The sequence below is a fragment of the Methanobrevibacter sp. genome (genome assembly GCF_045646045.1).
Taxonomy (GTDB): Archaea; Methanobacteriota; Methanobacteria; order Methanobacteriales; family Methanobacteriaceae; genus Methanocatella.
The window spans coordinates 1-18,995 of record NZ_JAZRJY010000147.1 but is presented as its reverse complement, the minus strand read 5'-3'; the positions used below and the strand labels follow the sequence as shown (position 1 = coordinate 18,995).

The window sequence follows — 18,995 nt, the reverse complement described above, 5'->3', positions numbered from 1 at the left end:
ACTGGTTGCCTATGTTGTTGTATCTAGTGAAATAGACGGATATGATCTTAAAGAAGATATCTGTAATTATGTAGGCAAGTATAAACCTGATTATATGCTCCCATCATTTGTTATAAGTTTAGATAATATTCCTTTGACTGTGAATGGTAAAGTTGATGTGGGAGCATTACCTGATGTTGATTTAAATAGCTTACGTAGTGATTACGTTGCCCCGACAAATGAAACTGAAAAACATATTATCGAATCATTTGAAGTCGTATTTAATCAAAAAGACCTTGGTTTATATGATGACTTTGTCCGTTTAGGTGGAGATTCTATCAATGCCATTCGTGTTATTTCTCTCTTGGAGAAAAATAATATATTCTGCAGCGCCAGAGACATATTGAATTATAAAACTCCATATCTAATAGCACAAAATGTGGAAAAAGTTATTAGAAAGTCTTATGATCCAACTGAGGGTGAAGTAAGTTTACTCCCTATTCAAAGTTATTTCTTTGATCAAATTAATAATGATGGGTATTCACAGAATTTCATCTTAAAATCCAAGATTGATTTGGATTTGGATACTTTACAATATGCATTTAATGAATTATTCAATATCCATGATTTGTTAAGGTCAAGTTATAAATACAAAGACGATAGGATTGTTCAAGAAATATTACCAGTAAATACACGTATTTGTAAAATCAAAGAATATACTGCTGATGATTTGAAAAATACTATTTTAAATGTTGTTAATGAATTTAGAGAGACACTTGATATAGAGGATAATTTAATTAATGTGGGTCTTGTTCATTATTGTGATGAGTCTTTTGTTGTTTTTGTAATTCATCATTTAATTATTGATGGTGTCAGTTGGAGTATTTTAATTGATGATTTGACCTATATTTTAACTCAAATTAAAGAAAATAATGAAATTAATCTTTCCAGACCATATCCTTATAAATATTGGGTGGATGATGTTAAATCATTGGTTAAAGATATTTCCGATGAGGAAAAAGAACATTGGATTGGAATTAATGCACTATTGGATGATTCTTCTATTAAAGGTAATTCCAAAGGATTTAGTTTTGATGTGGGTGTGAAATTTAATGCAGATAATCCTTTGATGTTGTCTGAAGAAGAATATTGGGCTTTAGCAATTAGCCGTGCTTATAAAAAGACTTATAATGAAGATATTATTTTCAATCGTGAATCTTATGGTCGTGATGAGAGTTTGGCTGATGTCAGTCGTACAATAGGATGGTTTACCAGCCAGTTCCCTGTTCTTGTTGATGTTAATAATGGCCATGATGATATTGGTATAATGAATGATGTATATACTATTAAAAAAGCATTTAAAGGTGTTAATCATTTAGGTTTGAATTATGGATCTTTAATTTATTATACCAATGAATTGGAGTATAAATATTGTCCTGTCACTTTTAATTTCTTAAGTACTGAATTTTCATTTGAAAATGAAATGTTTGAATCAATTAACATTCAAAAATCTTCAGTGGATAAATTAAAATTTGTTGATTTGGACTCTGATTCATATGGCATTAGTTTGAATGTTTATCGTGTTGGAGAGTATTATTTTGTTAACGGAGATTATGCGGATGACACTTCTCTGGGTGATAAATTCCTTGATTTTGTTGAAAACATAAAATATGAACTGGAATTTATCGGAAGTTATGGAAGCAATAATGAATCTTTGCTTTGCTGTTTGTCTGAATCTCAGTTAGGTATTTATTTGGATGAAATGGTTAATGATATGGGTACTGCCTATTCTGGTTATGGAGCATTTGACTGTGGTGTAGAGAAATCAGTTGCCGAAATCAAAAATGCTATTCTTTCTTTAATTGATAAGCATCCTATTTTAAAAGGACGTGTTGTTGATGGAGATACTCCTTTGTTAGTTTGTGATGTCTGCCCATCAATTGAAGTAATTGGGCCTGAGGATTATTCTGATTTAATCAGACCTTTTGATTTAAATGAATCCTTGGCACGTTTCTATATTATCGAAAATGATAATGGCAAATTTATATTTTATGATTTGCACCATATTATTAATGATGCTTCATGTCATCCTATCATTAATAAAGATTTGTCTTTAGCTCTATCCGGTGAATTGGGTGGCGATGTGGATTTAGGTTTTGTTCATGCCAGCAGCGACTCTTTTGAATCCAAATTTGAAAACAGTTATGAAGAGGCCCATTTGTTCTTTAAAAATAATTTGTCTGTAATTGATGATGCAGGTATTTTATTGGATGATGTTGGCGGAGTTAATAATTGTATCAAACTTCCTATTCGTGGAGTTCGTGATGATGTTGAAGCATTCTGCCGTGAATATGGAATTACTGTTGGTAATTTCTTGAATGCCATATTTGCTTATACGTTCTCTCGTTTCACAGGCAGTGATTTGGTTTATTATAATTTCACTGAACATGGTCGTCATGAAGACTATGCTAAAGATGCATTGGGCATGTTTGTTCGTACAGTTCCGTTAATTGTTGATTGTAAAAACACTTCTGTTAAAGAGTTCTTGTCCAATGTTTCTAATCTGATTTTGGATTCTATAAGGTATAGTGTTTATCCGTTCCGTTTGCTTGCCAATGAATTTAATTTGAATAAGAATATTGGATTTGAGTATAATTTTGATTTAAATGACGTTTCCAATATCATCAGTGATGAGTTAATTATTGAAGATAAGAGCATAGGTTTGATTTCTGACTTCTTATGTGTTGTCAATGATCTGGAAGACGGTTATCTGGTTAATGTAGATTCATGCTCTAAATATTCTGATAATTTGATTATTAGGTTCTTAAATGCATTTAAAGAAATTTTAATCGAAGCATTGAATAAAGATAATTTATCTGATATTAATTATGTCCTGGATAGTGATGTTGAGCTTTTAGATAGCTTTAATGAAACTGAAAATCCTCTGGATTATGCTGATGTTTTAGATGCATTTAATGATAATCTATCCAATAATCCTGATAATATGCTTATATCATATAAGGATAACTCTTATACTTACTGTGAAGGAGCATTTATTGCTTATGAAATTGCTCAAAAGTTAATTGATTTGGGTGTTGAATCTCAGGATTGCGTTGGATTTTTAGTACCTCGCAGCGAATTATACATGTTTTCAGTTTTAGGTATTTTATCTGTGGGAGGTGTTTATGTTCCTTTGGATGACAATTTACCTGATGAACGTTTGAGTTTCATACTGAATGATGTTGATTCGAAACTAGTTATTGTAAATGATAAAACTTACGAACGTGCGAAAGCATTAACGAATGATGTCGCTCTCTTAAACATATCTGACATTATTAAAGGAGAAATTGGCAAATTATCTTCTTTACCAGTTAATTATGGTAATTTGGCATGTATATTATATACCAGCGGTACAACTGGTGTTCCTAAAGGGGTTAAAGTCACTAGAAAATCAATACTTAACCTCTCTGAATATTATAGGGACAGTTGTGGTTTTAATGAGGATGATGTTTATGGTTTATTCGCATCAATCAGCTTTGATGCAGCATCACAGGCAATATGTCAAACAGTCTATGCAGGAGCATCTTTATCAATAGTTCCTGATGAAATTAAATTGGACATTTATAAAATGAATAATTATTTCATCAAACATGAAGTTACACATACCATGATTACCACACAGGTAGGAAAACTATTTATAGAAAATATTGCTGATACTTCAATAAAAGTTTTAACCGTAGGTGGTGAAAAATTAGGTGAATTTGAAAATTCCAACAAATATCAAGTAATTGATGCTTTTGGACCTACAGAAACATTTGCATTTATCACATCAATAAACAATTTAGATAAAATCGATTATTCATCAATTGGTGTATTAAACTACAACACCAAAGCATATATTTTAGATGATGAATTTAGAAGAACACCTGTTGGAGCAGTTGGTGAATTGTACTTGGCAGGATATCAAATTGCCGACGGATATTTAAATCGTGAAGACGAAACAAAAACTGCATTTATGGATAATCCATTTGATAATTCTAAGGATTATAATGTTTTATATCGTACGGGAGATATGGTTAGAGTACTGAGTGACGGATCTTTAGCTATTGTCGGCCGCCGTGACAGCCAGGTTAAAATCCGAGGAAACCGTGTAGAGCTCATAGAAGTTGAATCATTAATTCGTGAAATTGATTATGTGGATGATGTCACAGTTCAAACAGTTAAAAACGATGAAAATAATGAATTGGTAGCTTATGTAGTCATATCAAATGATTTGGATGATGAAAAACTCTTCGATTCTATTCGGGATTATGTTTCCATACACAAACCTGAGTACATGATTCCATCATTTGTTATTTGCTTGGATGAAATTCCTGTTAATATAAATGCTAAAGTAGACATAAATGCCTTACCTAACATCGAGTTATCTGATTTAAAATCAGAATATGCTGCACCAACAAGTGAATTTGAAAAGATAATTGTTACAGCATTTGAAAAAGTATTTAACAAAGAAAAAATCAGCATATATGATGATTTTATCCGATTAGGTGGGGATTCAATTTCAGCCATAAAAGTTATGGCATTTTTATCTGAAAAATCAATAGATATTGATGCTAGGAATATATTTAAGAACAGAACTCCATATAATATTGCCAAATATCTTGAAAAGGATGATGTTGAATATTCCTGCACATTAGCTAAAAAAGGTACTGTTGATCAAAATATGTTTGTTTTGCCACCTAAAGGAGGATTATCTTTCATATTCAATAAATTTGTTAATGAAATTAATTTCAAAGGTAATATTTATCTTCTTGATGATTTTAGATATGATTTGCCATTAGAAGAAATCAGCAACTACTCTGATTGTAATTTAACATTGAAGTATTATTATGAAGCTATTAATGATATTTTTAAAGACGGAGATATTATTGTTGGATATTCATTGGGATGTATCTATGCATCTTTAATCACGGAGAAATTAGAAAAAAGTAAAACAGTAGGTAAATGTATTCTTATTGATGGTGTTTTAATATTTGATAACGATGAATCCGAATCAGATGATAAAAATGAACACATCGATGTAACAAATACTGATTATCCAAAAGAGCTAATAGAAAAATTCATTCTAATTGATTCAATTAATAGCAAATGGAGCTTCAATACTCCTAATATAAAATCCCAGGTTATTTATTTATCTACAGATAATGATAAAAAAGATTATTTAGATGATATTTCATCAAATTATAAGTTCATTATAATTGATGATACAAATCATCTGGATATTATAGATAAAGATTTAAATAAAATTCTTAAGTATTTTTGAGTCTGTCAACAATTTAGGCTTTTTTGAGATTTGATGTTATGTACGATCAAATAACTGTTAAGCAAGAGCAAATTATAAGTAATTGATATTTCCGATGGTATCATCATTGTTATCATTATTTAAAGATTTGTCCTTGGAATTTATATACATCACAGCTTTCATCCATCCAGCTGTCTGCACTAATTCCTGCTTTCATACAGGTATGTTCTAAAAACGTTTCTACATCAAAACCGTTTTCCGGTGCTACCTGTGGAAGAAGCAGTCCTCTTGCATATCCTTTTTGAATAATTAATCCATCACGCCCAATTTCTATTTCATCAAAGTACTGTTTTGGATGTGCAACTTCAATTAATTCTGGCTGAGTTAAAACAGTTACTTCAAATTCCAGATCCCCATATTCTTCTGTTTTTAATGCAGGGAATCTTGGATCTTCGAATGCTGCTGAAATAGCTACATCTATTGTTGATTCAATTAAACTTTTTACAGGTTCAGGATATCCAATGCAACCTCTTAGTCTTCTTTTTTTGTTTAATGTTACAAATACTCCCAATTCTTCTTTTAATTCATCAGGACAATCCTCTGGGATTGGTATTCTCATGTTTGTTTCTAGATATGTTGATATTGCTTCTTTTGCTATTTCTACTAAATATTGTCCGTTATCTTCACTAATCATATTATCACCTAATTACTTCCTCCAACCATTGCATCGTTAATTCTTGTGTGTGGTCCACCATCACCAACAGGTACAGTTTGCCCGTCTTTTCCACAGAAACCGGGATTTAATTTAAAGTCTTTTCCAAGAGCATCTACATTATTTAATGTTTCAAGAATATTTCCTGATAATGAAACATCACGAAGTGGAGTTGACAATTCTCCGTTTTCTATTTTAAATCCTTCTGCAGCATTAAATTGGAATATTCCTTTTCCGGTGTCAACCTGACCGCCTCTTGAACCTTTAAGATAAATTCCATCAGATATGTCTTCTATCAGTTCTTCAAAAGTCATATCTCCTGGCTGTAAGAATGTATTACTCATTCTCACGATAGGAGCATCATTTATACTTGATCTTGCATTTCCTGATGATTTCATATTTAATTTTGATGCAGTTTCTCTTGAAGACAAGAATGAAATTAGTTCACCATCTTTAACCAATTGGTTTGGTTTGGTTTTTGTTCCTTCCACATCATATGGATAGTATCCGTATCCGTCTTTTATTGTTGCATCATCGTAAATGTTAATAATGTCTGAAGCGATTTTGGTGTTTAATTTATCTTTTAGAATGGAATCATTTTGTAATATTATGTCTGCTTCAGTAGCATGCCCTAATGCTTCATGAATCATTACTCCTGTTAATTCAGGGTCTGATATTACTTTAAATTTGCCTGATGGTGCACTTTCGGCCTTTAATAACCGTTGTGCTTTATCTCCTATTTTTCTTCCAAATTCTTCAATATCTTCATTAGCTATTAATTCAAATCCTTTTACTCCAGCAACACTTCCATGTCCGATTTGTATTATTTGCCCGTCTGTTGCTGTAGCATTAAGAACCATTCTAATGCGGCTTGTTTTTACTTCAATTTGGCTTCCTTCACTATTTAAGAATAATTCATTTGTTTGGGAATCTGCATAGCCGACCGTTGTACTGTTTACTTTTTCAAGTGTTGCACTATCTCCTGCTGTTTTCATAATCTCTTGTTTTTCTTCAATAGATATGTCTTCAAATGGTATTTTCACATCGGTTGCTATCTTGTCTTTAATAATTTTACTTTCAGATAATTCAACATCTCCTTTCAGTGAATTTGAAAGTTTTAATGCAGTTTCTGTTATTTCATCAAATTTGGATAAGTCTGTTGTGTATGCAAATCCCCAAGCTCCATTATTTAAAACTCTAATCCTTGCAGATATTCCCATACCAGTATTTATTTCATCAATTTTTCCATCTTTCATTAATATTGATGTAGAGTTGCTTTTTCCTGCTCTAATATCAATATAGTCAACTTTAGGAATTGTTTTTTCCATAACTTTTTCAAATAAGTTAATGTATTCTTCCATTCTATCACTCCAAAAGTTTAATCATTAAATACTTTGGACTTCATAATACTTTAATATTTATAATAGGATAGACAAATATAACAATTGATATATTAATTAATTGGTGATTTTTGATGGTTATTATTGTAGGTAGTGGAGCAGGAGGAGCTATTATTGCTCGTGAATTGGCTAAAGATAAAATTCCAGTAACAATTATTGAAAAAGGCCCATATATAGAATCTAAAGATGCATTTAATTATTATGATGTATATAATGATGATGTGGATTTATTGACAACAACGTGTATTGGCGGTGCAACAATTGTTTCCATGTCCAATATGGTTAGGGCATTGGATGAGGAATTGCATGAATATGATATAGATATCTCTAAAGAATATGAATATGTTGAAAATCTGATTAAAGTACATGATTTGGACGATTCACATATCGGCAGAGGTACTCAATTATTCCTTGATGCTGGAAAGGAACTTGGATTAAAAACACTTAAAATGCCAAAAGCTATTCGGGAAGAGGATTGTATTCAATGTGGAAAATGTGCATTTGGATGTCCTGCAGATGCCAAATGGTCTGGAAAAGATTTTGTTGATGAAGCAGTTGAATATGGTGCAACATTCATAAGCGAAGCCGAAGTAACTGAAATCATTGTTGAAAATTCGGAAGTTAAAGGAATAAAATATATAAAAGATAATGTTGAAAAAAGCATCAATTCTGATACTGTAGTATTATCTGCTGGTGCAATAGGTTCAGCCTTACTTTTAAGAAGTGCGGGAATTGATGCAGGTCATGAATTATTCTTTGATCCGTTTGTCACTGTTGGAGGATATCTAAAAGATATTAATTTTAATACTGAAGTTCAAATGGCTGGACTGGTTATAGGTAAAGACTTCGTTTTATCTCCTCATTTTTCAACATTCACTTTCGAGGATGAAAGTATTGAAAGTAAGGATATTTTAAGTATAATGGTTAAAACGGCTGATGATGCAAAAGGTTATGTTGACGATGATGGTGATGTGGTAAAGATTAACACCATTAATGATATTAGACTTCTTGCTGAGGGTGTTGCAACTGCAGGTTTTATTTTGGAAAAAGCAGGGGTTGATCCGTCAACTATATCTTCTACTGTTTATAGGGGAGCACATCCTGGTGGAACAGCACCTATAGGTAAAATAGTTGATTCAAATCAAGAAACAGAAATTAAAGGATTGTTTGTAAGTGATGCAAGTGTATTGCCGGTTTCTCCGGGAAAACCTCCAATATTAACAATACTTGCATTATCTAAAAGACTTTCTGACTATTTAAAAAATTAAAGAAGATTATTCGAATTGTTTTTCGATATCTTCATTTTTTATTAATTTTTCACAGTAATGACATCTGAGAACTGGCGGTTGGGATTCAATCACATTAAATTTTGATGTTATTGGTTCATTTTCATAATTAGTGATACATTTATCGTTTGTACATTTTATGATGGATGTAATTACTTCGGGAAGAATTATTTTCTCTTTTTTAATAACTTCATAATTTCTGATGATATTTATTGTTGCTTTTGGTGCTATTAATGCAATCTGATTTAATTCTTCAGTATCAATTTCCCTGTTTTCAATTTTAACAATGTCTTTTTTACCAGTTTGACTAGATGATACGTTCATAGCAACAGTAACGTTTATTACTTCATCATCTGGAAGGCCCAAAATTTTAAGAATATGCAATGACTTATTTGCGGTAATGTGGTCAATTACAGTACCGCTTTCAATTGCTTTAATTTTTAATTCAGATTTCATTTAGGCTCCACCATACATTTTTAAAACTAATGAATTAATTAATCCTTCAGTATCATTAATTATGTCTTCAGGGCTTTTATCTTTTGTTACTAGTGAAAAGCTTTCAACAACTCTTCCTCCACGTAAATAAACTTTTTCTTCAAGTCTATCAAGTGTTTCTTCACCTGATCCTGGTTTGGTCATAGTTGTAAATAGTATTACATCTTTTCCTTTCCAATTACAATTATCGATTAATGTAATGATTGCCGGAGCAGGTTTATTTGCCCATGTTGGAGTTCCAATATATATTAAATTATAGTCAGTCAAATCCAATTTTGATGGAGAAATCTTTGTTTTTGATTCTCTAAATGCATCAACAGATGATAAAAACTTATTTGCAAAACCTTTTCTCTTTTTTAAATCTTTAATTTCAATTATGTCTGCTTTTAAGTTCATTGATAATGTTCTGGCCATTATCTTTGTGCTACCTCCACTAGAATAATATATTATTAAAGTTTTCATATTTTTCCCCCTTAAGGATGAAGACCGAAGTGTTTTAATCCTGTACTTTCGTCAAGTCCAAGTAAAATGTTCATATTTTGAATAGCCTGACCGGAAGCACCTTTTACAAGATTATCAAGTGTTGATAACATGACAACTCTTCCATTTTCATCTATTTCAAATCCTCCTATATGTACGAAGTTGGATCCTCTAACTGAACTTAAACGTGGGATTTCTCCTTCATCCATTAATTTGATGAAATATTCGTCCCCATATTCTTTTTCATATATTTCTCTTAATTCATCACTCGTGATGTCTTTAATTAAGAAACTGTGGCTTGTAGTTTGAATTCCCCTGATAACAGGAACTAAATGTGGTGTGAATGATACTTTTACAACATCAAATCCACGTAATTCCTGCTGAATTTCGGACATGTGTCTGTGTGATGTAATTTTATAAGGATTAACATTATCTGAAATATTTGGATGGTGTGTAGTTGCAGATGGATTAACACCAGCACCACTAACTCCTGTTTTTGAATCAATAATTATTCTGTCAACCAAATCATTTTTTACTAGTGGGTAAGAAGATAAAATTGCACCAGTTGGGAAACAGCCTGGATTGGCAACTAAGTCGGCTTTTTTAATTTCGTCTCTATATAATTCGGGAAGCCCAAAAACACTTTTAGTTTCTTTATCTATATGTTCCATTCCGTACCATTTTTCATAAACTTCAGTATCGCGGTATCTGTAATCCCCGCTTAAATCAACAACTTTAGCTCCGGTTTCCAAAATGTCTGGGACAATTTTCATTGATGCACCATGGGGTGTTGCAGTAAAAACAACATCTGCATCTAATTCGTCTGGCTGTTTGTTTACAAATTCAAGTCCGGAATCCCTTATGTGTGGATGAATTTTATGGGCAGGAGTACCTTCATACTGTCTTGAAGTAATATCTGTTATTTCAACCTCAGGATGGTTTAATAACATTCTTAAAAGTTCTCCACCTGTATATCCACTTGCTCCTATTATTGCTATTTTATACATATTTTTCCCTCTATTCGCAGTTATCTAATATTTTTCCTTCAAAGTCAATATTTTTAATTTTTTTAATAATCTTACAACTACTATCTAATTCATCTTTATGATAAACACTTACTCGTTGAACACGAGCTTCAAGACCTCTTTTGTCAATTTCTTTTTGTAATTTTTCCACATTGTGGGTCTGGTCTGGCCCGATAGCTATTATGTCAGGGTCAATTTCCTCCACAATTTTGAAAATATCTCCATCTTCATTACCAAGATAAGCTTCATCAACTGGTTTTAACATTTTGATTAATTCTAAACGTTGGTTTTCACCAACAATCGGAACTCTTTTTCTTTTTTCTACTGTAGAATCTCTTGCAACTACAACATAAAGCTTTGATTTATATCCTCCAAGGTTTTTTGCTTCTTGAAGATAAATGCCATGTCCCGGATGCAACAAATCAAATGTTCCGCTAGCCATTACTTTTTTCATTATATTTGCCTCTTCTGGTATTTTAAAGCTTCTTTCAAATCAATTTTATCTTTATAAAGTGCAGAACCAATAACAACTCCTTCTACACCACTTTTATTTAACTTTTTAATATCTTCTATTGTTGTTATTCCTCCGGAATAAACAATAGGCAAGTCTACAGAATTTTTAAGCTCAATTACAGGGTCTGTGTAAAATCCTCCTAAGAGGCCTTCAACATCAACATTGGTAAATAATATGCTTCCTGCACCATGCTCTTTAAATTCGTTTGATAATTCTATGGGGCTTTTATCTATTTTTTCCTGCCATCCCTTAATGACCACCTTGTTATCTTTACTGTCCAGTGAAATCATTATTCTGTCTGAACCGTATTCTTCAGATAATTCTTCAATGCTTTTTGGATTTTCAATTCCCATAGTTCCAATAATCAACCGTTCAATATTCAAATCCAATAATTCTTTTGCATATTCAATGCTTCTAATTCCACCGCCTAACTGGATAGGAACGGAAACCTCTTTTAGAATTTTTTTAATTATTGGCAAGCTGGTTTTCCCGTCAATAGTGCCGTCAAGATCGATTACATGGATATTTTTAGCACCTTCATTTTCCCAATGAAGAGCAACATTTTCTGGATTTTCAATTTCAACCATTTCACTACCTGGTTGACCTTGAACAAGCTGTACACACTTTCCATTTTTAATATCAACTGCAGGCATTATTAACATTTCATCTTTGTTAAATGACATTTATACCCCTAATATTTTATTATAATAATATTATCTTTTTGAAATCTTTTATATTTATTGATTAATAATTTTGATGTTTAATTTTTTCTTAAAAAGTTATGTTTTAAATTGTGTTTGTTATATTTATTTAGTTAAAAAAATAGATATATTATTAATATATTAAATGGTGTTAGTATGGAAAACATTATTGTTGTTGATTGTATATCCACAGGAATAAATTTTATAGCGGATATTATCAATAGGGGTTATAATCCAATTGTTTTGGAATTAAAACCTTCTGAGGATATCGTTGATGAATATAATCAAAAGATTATTCATAATTATAATCAGATTAATGAAAAATTTGATATGATTTATGAAAAAGATACTTACGAGGAAACTCTTGAAGCGGTTAGGAAAGTAAATCCCATATTGATTGTTCCGGGTTGTGAAGAAGGTGTTGTTTTAGCTACAAAATTATCTGATGATTTGAATCTTTTAGGTAATTCTGTGGAAAATATTGGTGCGATGACATTAAAACATGAAATGCATAAAAGATTGGCTGAAAAAGGCCTTCGTTATATTCGGGGAAAAGTTATAAAATCTGTTGATGAAGCTATTGAATTTTATGATGATGAATCTTTAAATGGGGTTGTTGTTAAACCGATACGCAGTGCAGGATCCTGTAATGTTCGTATATGTTTAAACAAGCAGGAAATGATTGATGCAATTGAAGAATTGACCGGCAGAAAGGGTTATTATGGTGGAAATGTCCAGGAACTTTTAATTCAGGAACGTATTGATGGGGATGAATATATTGTTAATACTGTTTCTAGTAATGGATGGCATCGTGTAACTTTAATCTGGAAATACAGTAAAATAAAAACCTCTGAAGGAGCAATGATTTATGATACTGTAGAAACTGTAAATCATTTAGGTATTTCAGAAGCTGAAATGGTTGAATATGCTTATAATGTGGCTGATGCGATTGGTATTAAATATGGACCAGTTCATGGTGAATACATGATCGATAAGGATGGTCCTGTTCTTATTGAGGTTAATTGTCGCCCGTGTGGTGGTAACATGCCTGCAAAATTCCTGGATGAAATTTCAGGCCAGCATGAGACAGACAGTATTCTTGATTCATATCTTAAACCTGCTCGCTTTTATCAGAAAGCATTACAAAGATATAGGCTGCAGGGACATGGGGCTTTGAAAATGTTTATTGTTCCTGAAGATATTGTTGCTAAATCTACACCAATGGTTGATATAAGTCCTAATTTGAAAAGTTATTTTAAAGCCGATTTCGATGAAATGGCTGAAGAAGGGATATTTTATATCAAAACACAAGATTTACATTCAACTTGTGGTGTTATCTATCTGGTTCATAAAGATAATGATGTATTGCAGGATGATATTAATTTTTTAAGAAGTCTTGAGAAATATGCATTTGCATTGGTTTTAAATCCTGAATCAGATAAAATTAAGAAATTGGATGAGGATAAACTGATTAATCACCTTACAGAAGTAGTAGATGCAGTTTCAGAATATGGAACTGGACTTTTAATAACAGATCAATTTTTGGATACTCATAATATCGTACAGGTTGGTGTGGAAGATGTTGCTAATATTAATGAGGAATTTGATTATGTCATAGTCAATTTAAATAAAAGTCTGGTTGAAAAAAAGGATTATCTTACTGTAGAATTAATATTGGGTATTTTGAAACGTATTAAGGTTGGGGGAATTGTTTTCATTCCTGAAACGACATATAAATATGTGCCTGGTCAAAGAAAAGGTATTGAAGCACTGATGATTGACTTGGACTTAAGAATTGAAGTTCCTCCATATGGTGTGGAGACAGGAGTTATTGCTTCAAAAGATTTAATTAGTTAATTTAAAACTAATTATATTTTTTTTAAAATGATACCCAATTATCTTTTTGATTAGGAAAAATTCTAATGATGATGTAGGCATGATTATTCAAGAATATATGGGTGGTGACGAGTTTATCATTGTTTCTGTATGTTGTAAAGGTCATTTAAATATCATAAAATTCTAATTGAAGGCAAAGGTGTAATATATGGTTATTCGGAAGCTATGATGAATCGGACCTTCATTTTGCAGAATTAAAGGAATATAATGATGATGTTTTAAATTTTAGGCAGGCCTAAATATTAATAGTATGTTTTATAAATAAGATTATGTATAAAGTAATATGGGTGACTATTAATAATGAGTACATTGATAGAATTTAAAGACGTAGTGAAAGAATATAAATCTGGAGACCATGTTCTTCGTGCTATGGATAATGTAAACTTTACAATTGATGAAGGGGAGTTTGTTGTAATTCTTGGTCCATCTGGAGCAGGTAAATCAACTCTATTGAACCTTTTAGGAGGTCTTGATTCAGCAACAACTGGTCAGATTATTGTAAATGGAGAACATGTTGAAAACTTCGATGACAATGAACTAACTGAATATCGTGCCAACAATGTGGGTTTTATTTTTCAGTTCTATAATTTAATTCCAAATTTGACTGCTGTTGAAAATGTTGAATTAATGAAAGACATTGTTGATGTAGATATTGATGGTTGTGCTGTTCTAAAGTCAGTTGGCTTAGAAAATCATGCTGATCAATTCCCTGCACAGTTATCTGGTGGTGAACAGCAAAGAGTATCCATTGCAAGAGCTGTTGCAAAACAGCCTACAATGCTTTTATGTGACGAACCTACAGGTGCTTTAGATTCAAAAACAGGTGTTCTTATTTTAAATTTACTTCAGGATATGAGTAATAACAAAAATACTACTGTTATTATAGTTACTCATAATGCTATCTTGGCAGAAGCTGCCGATAAGGTTATTCGCATTAAAAATGGACAAATTGAAGACATCTCTATTAATTCATATCCTAAGCAAGTAGAAGACCTTGATTGGTGAGTGTATGCTTTTTAATAAGATGTTGGGAGACATCTCAAAGCATATAATGCAATTTTTATATATTTTTTAATGATTTTCTTAAATGTTTCAGTTTATTCTATATTTTTTTAAATTATTTGACAATTGAATTCTAAAAATTTAAATCTTATTTTTTTCTTATATTATATCATGTCATTATCTAAAAAAATGCTTAGAGATATCAAAATTAACAAAACACAATTTATTTCTATATTTTTAATGGCATTTCTAGGTATTTTTGCATTTTGTGGTGTTTGTAGTGAGTATTATGGTTTGGAACAAACCAGTAATGATTTTTATGCAGATAATAATCTTGCTGATGGGTGGATTTATAATACTACAATTACTGATGATGCTTTAGATAAAATAAATAATTTCTCAACAGATACTGAAAAGCAGTTGGTTGTCAAATCTGTCGGGAATTTTTCTAACGATCCGGACATTACGCTGCATTTTATTGAGGATAATAAGATATCTAAATTTAATGTTACTGAAGGGGAAGACATTAATATCTCTGATGATTCTGGAGTGTGGCTTGACAAACGATTTGCCGATGCACAAAATTTATCCGTTGGAGATAATATTTCCTTTTCTTTCAATGGTATTACAATTGAAAAAGAAATAAAAGGTATTGGTTATTCGCCAGAATATGTTTATGAGGCTTCTCCAACATCAATACTTCCCGATTTTAAAGATATGGGTTTTGCTTATTTATCTTATGAGGCATTTCCTTCAAATATCCAATATAATGTGTTATTGGTTAAGTTCAATCAATCGGCTGGTGATTTTGAAGATTCGCTTGAAAAATCTGTTGACTGTTTATCTTTTACAAGGCAGTCTGAACATGTTAGTGTATCTCAATTTAACGAGGAAATGTCTCAGCATAAAATGATTGGAAACGTTTTTCCAATTGTATTCATCTTAGTTACTTTTTTAACACTCTTAACAACAATGACTAGGATAATTGCTCATCAAAGAACACAAATTGGTGTTTTAAAAGCTGTTGGTTATACAAATAGAAGCATAATTATGCATTATATGTCTTATGGATTCTGGCCGGTTTTGGGTGGAGCTATTTTGGGTTTAATCTTAGGGCCTGCTATCATTCCAAATTTGTTCTATCCAACAATGTCTTATAGATATTCTCTTCCTGCATGGCGTCCTGGTTTCGATATTAGTTTTATCATTGTTGCTGCCGTGATGGTTTTATCTTCACTTTTGGTTTCTTATTTGGCTGCTCGAAATATTTCAAAGGAAAATCCTGCAAATACGATGAGGCCAAAAGCCCCAAATATATCTTCATCAGGATTTTTGGAAAGATCTAAATTGTGGAACAAAATAAACTTTAATATTCGTTGGAATTATCGTGATGCCAAAAGAAATAAATTCAGGGCATTAATGGCTATTGTTGGTGTAATGGGTTGTGTTGCACTTTTGGTTTCTGCATTTGGTATGAATGATTCAATGGAACATTTAAAGACTTGGGAATATGATGATATCAGTCATTTTGAATCAAAATTAATTGTTGAAAGTGGTGCTTCATTGAGCGATATTGACAGTATTCGTGAAGATGTAAACGGCAGTGCAATTATGGAGCAAGCTATTGAAATAAAGGTTCAAGGAAATGAAAAGGTAGGGTCACTTCTTGTATTAAATGATACGAATCTGATATCTCATACGGATAAGAATGGAAATCCAATAAATTTATCTGATAAAGACATATCACTTTCAGCAAAAATAGCAGATAGTCTAAATGTTGGTGTGGGTGATACAATAGAATGGCATATTGTCGGATCTGATGAGTGGGTTGAATGTGAAATAACTAATATTCATGGTGAACCATTGTCTCAGGGAATAATTTTATCTAAAGATATGCTGGAGGAATCAAATTTAACTTTTAGCCCAACAAGCATAATAACTTCGAAAAATGTGACTGATGATTATGATTCCATAAAAAGTATTTCCACATTAACTGAAATGAAGAATAATTGGGATGAAATGACTGGTTCTGTAATGATGATGGTATCAATTTTAATATTTTTTGCAGTTTTACTTGCTATTGTTGTCTTATATAACTTGGGAATATTGTCATTTACAGAAATTGAACGTGAAATAGCAACGTTAAAAGTATTGGGCTTTAAAACGTCTGATTTGAGGAAATTGCTTTTAACACAAAATGTGGTATTTACTGCAATAGGCTTTATTTTAGGCGTTCCTCTAGGATTTTACTTAATGACATTAATGATGGATGCAGCAGGTGAGTCCTTATATTACATTCCATCATTGACTTTGGGAAATATTGCATTAAGTGCAGTAATAACATTTGCTGTTTCAATTGTTGTCAATCTGTTATTTTCAAGTAAAATAAGGAATTTAAACATGGTTGAAGCACTAAAAGATGTCGATTAACTTTATTGGATAAATATCTGTTAATTCATTGTACATTTTGTCCATTTATGCTTACTAATTTCCTTACAAAGCTCATATCAGATAATTCAACAGTTATAACATCATTGATGTGTATTTTGGTATAATCTTTTGCATTAATGATTATATCTCCATCTTCTTGGGTTTCTATAACATACCCATAATTTTGTTCGTATCCTCCAGACAGTATCTTTTTGTCTGTTACATGATATGTTTTGGTAGTTTGCTCAGCATATACGGCAGATATTGCAAGCAAACCTATTATTAGTATAATTGCTATCTTTTTCATGTTATTTCTTATGTTTTTTGGATTTATTAATATTGTTGTTGTCTGAGCAAAACTTTAAATACTATTTATACACAATATATTAATACTGATTTTTTGGAGTATTATCATGAAAACACAAACTATTTTAGATAAATTTGAAGCTGTATCTACGACAATCCATGTTTTGGAAAAGGAAGACGGGGATTATTTTACCTTTAATGAATTCGGTGTAGTCCCTGTTAAGTGTAATATTGAATATTATTGGGAACCCGGTAATGCCGTTAAGGATGTATTCTATGTAGATACTGTTACGCTAGATACAAGTGATGATTGTATTACTTTTGATTTAGTTGATTCTACAAAAGAAATGCTTAATCCCGATGATATTATTAGTCTGGAAGTTACTAAAATTTCTCAGCATCAATATTTTAAAGCCATTAAGCAGGATAAAAATGATTTGGATTTCTTTGATTAATTTATTTTTTTCAAATAACATATCATAATATTGTGATATGACAATATTTATATATATAAACATTATAAAATATTAAGTAGATATAATTTAATGTGAATAAAAATGACAGACAAAAATAATCTTGAAAATAATGTAGGTGGTGTATGCGAAGTATTTGACGCTCATGATGATGTTATCGAGCGTGTACAAAAACGTATGATTGCTGAAGACCAGTATTCTGATTTATCTGAATTTTTTAAAATTTTTGGTAATCCTACAAGATTAAAAATACTTTCATTACTATCTATTGAAGATTTATGTGTTTGTGACATTTGTGAAGCATTAAATTTAAATCAAACTACGGTTTCAAATCAATTAAGAATATTAAGAGCAAATAATATTGTAAAATATCAGAAAGAAGGTAAAATGGCAAGATATTCTCTTACAGACCTTCACATTGAAATGATATACAAAATTGGTTTGGAACATATATTAGAATAAATTCATTGGTGTTTAAATTGAAAAAAAATGAGTGTTATGAACCTAATTGTGATATATGTGATTGTAACAATCCTGAACATTATAATTTTATTTGTTTTGATCCGGATTGTAATGATGTTCACTGTGAAAATCATCAACACTACGATACACAATTATTAAGGGATTTTCAAGAAAAATCTGATTTAAGTGTTTATGACCACAGAGAAAAAATAGATTATGATGAAGATGTGGACATAAACCTTTGTGCCTGTCCTGATTGCGCAGACGATGACGACCATGACCATGAGCATGAGCATCATCACGAGCATGACCATGAGCATGAGCATCATCACGAGCATGACCATGAGCATGAGCATCATCACGACCAGGATGATGGTGAAATTAGTCTTTGTGCTTGTCCGGATTGTGATGAGGATGACGACGGTGATGATGATGGTGGTGATGAATTATTTGCAGAAGGAAAACCTTTAATTGCTAATAGACCAATACAAATCATCCTTGCAAGCGGATTATTATTTGTATTGGGTCATGT

The 18,995-nt window shown here is 31.4% G+C and carries 15 protein-coding genes and 1 pseudogene; 8 read left to right on the top strand and 8 right to left on the bottom strand.

Features of this window, described 5'->3' with window-relative positions; genetic code table 11:
* The coding region (locus ACKI5C_RS09830; protein ID WP_407432946.1) for a condensation domain-containing protein at positions 1–5,302 on the top strand (5,302 nt) is incomplete at its 5' end.
* A 115-nt stretch (positions 5,303–5,417) separates the two neighbouring features.
* On the opposite strand, the gene ACKI5C_RS09825 is transcribed toward ACKI5C_RS09830, so the two are convergent.
* Both ACKI5C_RS09825 and ACKI5C_RS09820 read right to left on the bottom strand, forming a co-directional pair.
* Positions 5,418–5,975: a TIGR00296 family protein gene (locus ACKI5C_RS09825; protein WP_407432945.1), complete on the bottom strand. Its 558-nt coding sequence runs from the start codon at positions 5,973–5,975 to the stop codon at positions 5,418–5,420.
* Positions 5,976–5,983: 8 nt separating this feature from the next.
* Complete coding sequence (locus tag ACKI5C_RS09820) at positions 5,984–7,354, bottom strand: TldD/PmbA family protein (RefSeq protein WP_407432944.1); 1,371 nt, start codon at positions 7,352–7,354, stop codon at positions 5,984–5,986.
* Between the two features lie 113 nt (positions 7,355–7,467).
* Here ACKI5C_RS09820 and ACKI5C_RS09815 point away from each other — a divergent pair, with 113 nt between their 5' ends.
* On the top strand, positions 7,468–8,661 hold the full coding sequence (locus tag ACKI5C_RS09815) for a GMC family oxidoreductase N-terminal domain-containing protein (protein ID WP_407432943.1): 1,194 nt from the start codon (positions 7,468–7,470) through the stop codon (positions 8,659–8,661).
* Positions 8,662–8,667: 6 nt separating this feature from the next.
* Here the strand turns inward: ACKI5C_RS09815 and pyrI are convergent, their stop codons facing one another.
* From pyrI to hisA, 5 genes are read right to left on the bottom strand one after another with little or no spacing between them, the layout of a single operon-like run.
* Positions 8,668–9,135, bottom strand: coding sequence for an aspartate carbamoyltransferase regulatory subunit (pyrI, locus tag ACKI5C_RS09810; RefSeq protein ID WP_407432942.1), 468 nt, complete (start codon positions 9,133–9,135; stop codon positions 8,668–8,670).
* Positions 9,136–9,636 (bottom strand): flavodoxin family protein, encoded by a 501-nt coding sequence (locus ACKI5C_RS09805; RefSeq protein ID WP_407432941.1) that lies wholly within the window; start codon positions 9,634–9,636, stop codon positions 9,136–9,138.
* A gap of 11 nt (positions 9,637–9,647) precedes the next feature.
* Positions 9,648–10,661: an N-acetyl-gamma-glutamyl-phosphate reductase gene (gene argC / locus ACKI5C_RS09800; RefSeq protein WP_407432940.1), complete on the bottom strand. Its 1,014-nt coding sequence runs from the start codon at positions 10,659–10,661 to the stop codon at positions 9,648–9,650.
* A 10-nt stretch (positions 10,662–10,671) separates the two neighbouring features.
* Positions 10,672–11,133: an adenylyltransferase/cytidyltransferase family protein gene (locus ACKI5C_RS09795; protein WP_407432939.1), complete on the bottom strand. Its 462-nt coding sequence runs from the start codon at positions 11,131–11,133 to the stop codon at positions 10,672–10,674.
* Entirely contained in the window at positions 11,133–11,876 is a 744-nt protein-coding gene (gene hisA / locus ACKI5C_RS09790; protein WP_407432938.1) for a 1-(5-phosphoribosyl)-5-[(5-phosphoribosylamino)methylideneamino]imidazole-4-carboxamide isomerase, read from the bottom strand. The genes ACKI5C_RS09795 and hisA overlap by 1 nt, the downstream gene beginning before the upstream one ends.
* 174 nt (positions 11,877–12,050) lie before the next feature.
* Here hisA and ACKI5C_RS09785 point away from each other — a divergent pair, with 174 nt between their 5' ends.
* From ACKI5C_RS09785 to ACKI5C_RS09775, 3 genes are all read left to right on the top strand, one after another.
* Positions 12,051–13,751 (top strand): ATP-grasp domain-containing protein, encoded by a 1,701-nt coding sequence (locus tag ACKI5C_RS09785; protein ID WP_407432937.1) that lies wholly within the window; start codon positions 12,051–12,053, stop codon positions 13,749–13,751.
* Between the two features lie 339 nt (positions 13,752–14,090).
* Positions 14,091–14,795, top strand: coding sequence for an ABC transporter ATP-binding protein (locus ACKI5C_RS09780; RefSeq protein ID WP_407432936.1), 705 nt, complete (start codon positions 14,091–14,093; stop codon positions 14,793–14,795).
* Positions 14,796–14,963: 168 nt separating this feature from the next.
* Positions 14,964–17,222, top strand: coding sequence for an ABC transporter permease (locus ACKI5C_RS09775; RefSeq protein ID WP_407432935.1), 2,259 nt, complete (start codon positions 14,964–14,966; stop codon positions 17,220–17,222).
* A 25-nt stretch (positions 17,223–17,247) separates the two neighbouring features.
* On the opposite strand, the gene ACKI5C_RS09770 is transcribed toward ACKI5C_RS09775, so the two are convergent.
* Complete coding sequence (locus ACKI5C_RS09770) at positions 17,248–17,529, bottom strand: hypothetical protein (RefSeq protein WP_407432934.1); 282 nt, start codon at positions 17,527–17,529, stop codon at positions 17,248–17,250.
* A gap of 106 nt (positions 17,530–17,635) precedes the next feature.
* Between ACKI5C_RS09770 and ACKI5C_RS09765 the strand changes: the two genes are divergently transcribed.
* The 3 genes and pseudogenes from ACKI5C_RS09765 to ACKI5C_RS09755 all read left to right on the top strand — a co-directional run.
* Complete coding sequence (locus ACKI5C_RS09765) at positions 17,636–17,983, top strand: hypothetical protein (RefSeq protein ID WP_407432933.1); 348 nt, start codon at positions 17,636–17,638, stop codon at positions 17,981–17,983.
* Positions 17,984–18,085: 102 nt separating this feature from the next.
* Positions 18,086–18,463: an ArsR/SmtB family transcription factor gene (locus ACKI5C_RS09760; RefSeq protein WP_407432932.1), complete on the top strand. Its 378-nt coding sequence runs from the start codon at positions 18,086–18,088 to the stop codon at positions 18,461–18,463.
* Positions 18,464–18,480: 17 nt separating this feature from the next.
* Positions 18,481–18,995: pseudogene (locus tag ACKI5C_RS09755) on the top strand (hypothetical protein); the annotation flags it as partial.

What these genes read in the sequence shown, in the direction of transcription:
- ACKI5C_RS09825 (WP_407432945.1), bottom strand. Translation starts at nt 5,975, where the DNA reads ATGATTAGTGAAGATAACGGACAATATTTAGTAGAAATAGCAAAAGAA.
- ACKI5C_RS09820 (WP_407432944.1), bottom strand. Translation starts at nt 7,354, where the DNA reads ATGGAAGAATACATTAACTTATTTGAAAAAGTTATGGAAAAAACAATT.
- ACKI5C_RS09815 (WP_407432943.1), top strand. Translation starts at nt 7,468, where the DNA reads ATGGTTATTATTGTAGGTAGTGGAGCAGGAGGAGCTATTATTGCTCGT.
- pyrI (WP_407432942.1), bottom strand. Translation starts at nt 9,135, where the DNA reads ATGAAATCTGAATTAAAAATTAAAGCAATTGAAAGCGGTACTGTAATT.
- ACKI5C_RS09805 (WP_407432941.1), bottom strand. Translation starts at nt 9,636, where the DNA reads ATGAAAACTTTAATAATATATTATTCTAGTGGAGGTAGCACAAAGATA.
- argC (WP_407432940.1), bottom strand. Translation starts at nt 10,661, where the DNA reads ATGTATAAAATAGCAATAATAGGAGCAAGTGGATATACAGGTGGAGAA.
- ACKI5C_RS09795 (WP_407432939.1), bottom strand. Translation starts at nt 11,133, where the DNA reads ATGAAAAAAGTAATGGCTAGCGGAACATTTGATTTGTTGCATCCGGGA.
- hisA (WP_407432938.1), bottom strand. Translation starts at nt 11,876, where the DNA reads ATGTCATTTAACAAAGATGAAATGTTAATAATGCCTGCAGTTGATATT.
- ACKI5C_RS09785 (WP_407432937.1), top strand. Translation starts at nt 12,051, where the DNA reads ATGGAAAACATTATTGTTGTTGATTGTATATCCACAGGAATAAATTTT.
- ACKI5C_RS09780 (WP_407432936.1), top strand. Translation starts at nt 14,091, where the DNA reads ATGAGTACATTGATAGAATTTAAAGACGTAGTGAAAGAATATAAATCT.
- ACKI5C_RS09775 (WP_407432935.1), top strand. Translation starts at nt 14,964, where the DNA reads ATGTCATTATCTAAAAAAATGCTTAGAGATATCAAAATTAACAAAACA.
- ACKI5C_RS09770 (WP_407432934.1), bottom strand. Translation starts at nt 17,529, where the DNA reads ATGAAAAAGATAGCAATTATACTAATAATAGGTTTGCTTGCAATATCT.
- ACKI5C_RS09765 (WP_407432933.1), top strand. Translation starts at nt 17,636, where the DNA reads ATGAAAACACAAACTATTTTAGATAAATTTGAAGCTGTATCTACGACA.
- ACKI5C_RS09760 (WP_407432932.1), top strand. Translation starts at nt 18,086, where the DNA reads ATGACAGACAAAAATAATCTTGAAAATAATGTAGGTGGTGTATGCGAA.